Genomic DNA, 4423 nt, shown 5'->3' with positions numbered 1-4423 from the left:
CAAACTGAATTGTACGGGTAGTAGTGTTGGGAGTAGCAGCTGTATTATTGTAAGTTACCGTCCGCAAAACCTTCTGGTAATTCGCTAGTGTATCTGTACCACTAAGGGTAAGGATGCCAATGGCAGCGTTGTAACTAGCGCTGATGCTGGTGCCAGTTATGTTAGCGTTGAGGCTTTCATTTGTACCATTCAAAAGATTAGTAATGGTAATGGTCGCTTGTTTGAGAGTCGGAGTGTTGATGTCGGCAACGGTGAGCTTGGCACTATCCACAACTGCTACAGGGGTGGCGCTAAAGGTGACAGCATAATTAATGCCTGCACCAGCACCGTTGAGGTCAACTTTTGGGGCGGCGTTGCCGTAGAGGACATAGCTTTGCCCAGCACCTTCGTTGCCGTTAGAGGAGGCACCACTTGCCCCAATAATCAAGTCGTCAATACCATCACCGTTGATATCTCCCGCTTTGCTGACTGAGCGGCCAGAGAAGTCACCAACAGCAATGCCGTTGATGACGAAGCCGTTAGTGCCATTGAGGTCAGATAGGTTTAAGATGCCGTTACTCCCCACATTCGTCCCTCCAAAAACCACATAGCTTTCTCCTGCATTAGAGTTGCCGTTGGGGCCGGCAGTAACTGCCCCAACAATTAGGTCATCAATGCCATCAGCGTTAATGTCCCCTGCATGGCTGACCGACCAGCCTGATTGGTCTTCAGCAGCAATGCCATTAATAGCAAAGCCATTAGTACCATTTAGGTCAGATAGGTTGAGGATGCCGCCATTCCCCACACTCGTTCTTCCAAACACCACATAACTTTGCCCGGCCAAATCTTTGTCGTTGGGGTCGGCACCTCTTGCCCCAATAATCAGGTCATCAATACCATCGTTGTTGACGTCTCCTGCATTGCTGACTGACCAGCCTGAGTCGTCAAATCTAGCAATGCCGTTAATTAAAAAGCCATTAGTGCCATCCAAGGAGGAAAGGTTGAGGCTGCCACTACTACCCACTTTCATCCCCCCAAACACCACATAGCTTTGTCCAGCATAATTATTGCTGGGGTCGGAACCAACTGCTCCAATAATCAGGTCGTCAATGCCATCGTTGTTAACGTCCCCCGCTTTGCTGACCGACCAGCCTAATTCGTTATAAAAAGCAATGCCGTTAATTAAAAAGCCATTAGTGCCATTCAGGTCAGAGAGGCTGAGACTGCCACTACTGCCGACATTTATCGCCCCAAACACCACATAGGTTTGTCCCGAAAAAATGTTGCCGTTAGGGGAGGCTGAATTGTCCCCAATAATCAGGTCATCAATACCATCGTTATTGACGTCCCCCGCACTACTGACTGAGATACCTAAATCGTTATTTTCAGCAATGCCATTAATAGCAAAGCCATTAGTGCCATTGAGGTCAGAGACGTTGATACTGCCACCACTACCCACATTTGTCGCTCCAAACACTACATAGCTGTGCCCAGCAGCTTCGTTGCTGTTGGGGTCGGCAAAGGAGGGTGCCCCAATAATCAGGTCGTCAATACCATCGTTATTGATGTCCCCCCCATTGCTGACCGACCAGCCTAATTCGTCATTTTCAGCAATGCCATTAATAGCAAAGCCATTAGTGCCATTTAGATCAGAGAGGTTAAGGATGCCGCCACTGCCCACATTCGTTCCCCCAAATACCACATAGCTTTGGCCAGTACGAAAGTTGCCGTTGGAGGCGAAACCTGCCCCAATAATCACATCGTCAATGCCATCGTTGTTGATGTCCCCTGCATTGCTGACTGAAAAGCCCGATCCGTCATCAGCAGCAATGCCATTAATGATGAAGCCGTTACTGCCATTGAGGTCGGCGAGATTGAACGATGAATTAGCCATGATTTTCTCCTATGTTTTTTGTTATTCAGGGAGTAGCTCATATCTGGTATTAGGCAACTCTGAGTTTCGGTTACATGCAAGACCAGGATTTCAAAACTAAGCGGACTTGCTTTGTGTGTGCGTAAATTCTGCACACTTTAGGGTGACGGTGATTGGTCAGATATATTAAACCAATGAAAATTAGACATACAAATTCCGCCACTAGGTTTTTACCTAAGTGTCCCTAGTTTTTTCAGTCATCATTGATCTTGATGGGTTGCCAATTCGGCAATTTGATTACCCGTCAGAATTAATGCGATCGCCCGCTAGCCAGTCAATTAATTTCGATTAAAAACTTTAAATTGCGTTTCAATCTACAGAAACACTAAATATTCTTACGAATACATCAGTATCACAGATACAATAAATTGTCAATTGTTTTATGTCAAATTACTTCATATAGATTGAGCATATTTTAGGTGAATTTACCCATTGCTTTTTTGTGATCTTTGTGAGAGTCTCGTTTACATCACAATTAAGTACATTAATTCGATATATTTACCGTAGTTTAAGGAACTTGATTTTCTTGCCATAAACCCCGCAAAGTTGGCTTGACAGAGTACTAGGGGCGGGGCATCAGCAAGATTTTCTGTCTAATTCAAGCACAACGATCGCTATTGGGAATTAATCTGATGTCTCAGAATAAATCTGTAGAACCCGCTTCAGTCCACAGCCGAATTCTCGTGCCTCAGCGGTATCACAGGCAACCTGTAATTTCCCGGCTCGTGTCTCGTTATGGTTTAACCGTCAATATCAAAGCAGCATCCTTGACATCAGACAGTGACAGCGATGGCTGGTTTGACTTGGATCTTTCGGGAAATCCCCAAAAGCTGACAAATAGCTTATCTTACTTGCAAGGATTGGGAGTGAATTTGCTGGAATTAGCGATCACTAACCACATTCAACCCAACCAGCACTCTTTAACTTTCCCATATCTAGCAAGCAAACTGAGTCCCAAAGACTCTGCATCGCTGACAAATCAATGGCAAAAACAATTCCAGCAATGGATTTCTCTCGGTCAAACCAATCGATTGCGCTTGCAACTGTGCGTCTTAAAATCCTATTACGAAGAACCGGTGATTTCCGAGTTAGTTTCTCGTTATGGACTAACAGTCAATATCACCAGTGCTAGACTGCAACCCGATACAGAAGATGACGGCTGGTTTGATTTGGATTTGTGGGGGAGAACAAAGCAACTCTACTCTAGCCTGAGTTATTTAGAAAAACTGGGGCTACCAATTTGGCTAGATTTGTCTAGCGTTTATAGCGATCGCTAATTAATAGTTACTACCTAATGGCAGCATTAAATAACCCTCAAACCAATTCCCAAACCAAATTATCACTGGTTTCTTCAGTTTACACAAAAAGCCAAGTCACCCAGATTCGTCTGCGGATATATATTCCTAAATGCTATCTGCAAGCGCCTGTGATTTCGCAGTTAATTTCTGCTTACGGCTTGGTAGTTAATATTACTAAAGCTATGCTACAACCAAATACAGATCAAGAAGCATACTTTGACATTGAACTGCGGGGAACAGTGCCACAAATCTCTAGCGGTCTGGCTTACCTGGAATCCCTAAATTTGAGAATTGTGGGCAAGCCGAATGCTGACGGCGATAGCTGGTTTTGCTGAAATAATCTAAATTTCATAGTACCAAATTTCTTCTTCTCGCAGCACAATTCGATGCAGGGAAAGACGAGCAATCAGGCCTTCTTGCTCAAACTGTCCAAGAATACGAGTGATAGTCACACGAGTTGAACCCAGCATTTCCGCCAGGTCTTCGTGAGTCAGACGCATATCTATTAAACGTCCTTTCTCAACTTCCGAACCAAACTTTTTAGATAACCATGCCAACAGCTTGATCAGCATAGTTTCAACTTTTTTATGGCTACGAATAACCATTAATTCTTGAGCCTGTTGGATATGGGTAAGTAGAGTTTCTGTTAGTTGAGTGCATTCCTCTAGAGATAAAACCGTCGCCTCTACTTTAGTTAGGCATTCCATTTGGTAAGGATCTAATTTTGACAAAGCCTTACCAACTATATCTCCAGGTCCCCACAATCCTAGAGCGACGGTTGTACCATCTTCCAGATAGGTAAAAGTCCTCACAAAACCCGTTTCAATCTTCCAGAGTCCGTTTTGATGCTCTGGCAGAAATGACCTACGGGCAAAAATTTCTTTAGTATTACTTGTTGAGCTAGATAAGCTTGTGTACAAAGCCACCATATTATATAAAACTATTCTCCGATAAATTAACCGTAGTATTATATTTATATCAGGTTCTAGGAGGCTATGAATATTTTAAAGAGGGAGTGGGGAGTGGTGGGGGATGAGGGAGATGAGGGAGTGAGGGAGTGAGGGAGTGAGAGACAAGAATTAATAACCAATACCCAATGCTCCATTCCCACTTGCCCTGAGCGAAGCCGAAGGGATGCCCAATGCCCCATGCCCCATGCCCCATGCCCAAACAGTTGTTGTGCATCGGCAAGAAATACCTGTGATTTCTAGTC

General features: G+C 44.4%; 4 protein-coding genes. 2 read left to right on the top strand and 2 right to left on the bottom strand.

Going from position 1 to position 4423, the window contains the following annotated elements; translation table 11 throughout:
• Window positions 1-1873 (bottom strand): integrin alpha (locus LC574_RS28435; protein ID WP_229457004.1); only part of this gene is annotated, 1873 nt, incomplete at its 3' end.
• A gap of 671 nt (window positions 1874-2544) precedes the next feature.
• On the opposite strand from LC574_RS28435, the gene LC574_RS28430 reads away from it, so the two are divergent.
• Window positions 2545-3189, top strand: a complete 645-nt coding sequence (locus tag LC574_RS28430) for an NIL domain-containing protein (RefSeq protein WP_229457003.1) — start codon at window positions 2545-2547, stop codon at window positions 3187-3189.
• A 17-nt stretch (window positions 3190-3206) separates the two neighbouring features.
• Window positions 3207-3545 carry an NIL domain-containing protein gene (locus LC574_RS28425; RefSeq protein WP_229457002.1) on the top strand — a complete coding sequence of 113 codons (339 nt, stop codon included), beginning with the start codon at window positions 3207-3209 and terminating at the stop codon, window positions 3543-3545.
• 6 nt (window positions 3546-3551) lie between these two features.
• Here the strand turns inward: LC574_RS28425 and LC574_RS28420 are convergent, their stop codons facing one another.
• Window positions 3552-4139 carry a Crp/Fnr family transcriptional regulator gene (locus LC574_RS28420; RefSeq protein WP_229457001.1) on the bottom strand — a complete coding sequence of 196 codons (588 nt, stop codon included), beginning with the start codon at window positions 4137-4139 and terminating at the stop codon, window positions 3552-3554.
• Window positions 4140-4423: the final 284 nt, after the last annotated feature.

The organism is Nostoc sp. CHAB 5715 (assembly GCF_020829685.1).
Taxonomy (GTDB): Bacteria; Cyanobacteriota; Cyanobacteriia; order Cyanobacteriales; family Nostocaceae; genus Nostoc.
This window is presented reverse-complemented; position numbering and strand designations above follow the sequence as displayed.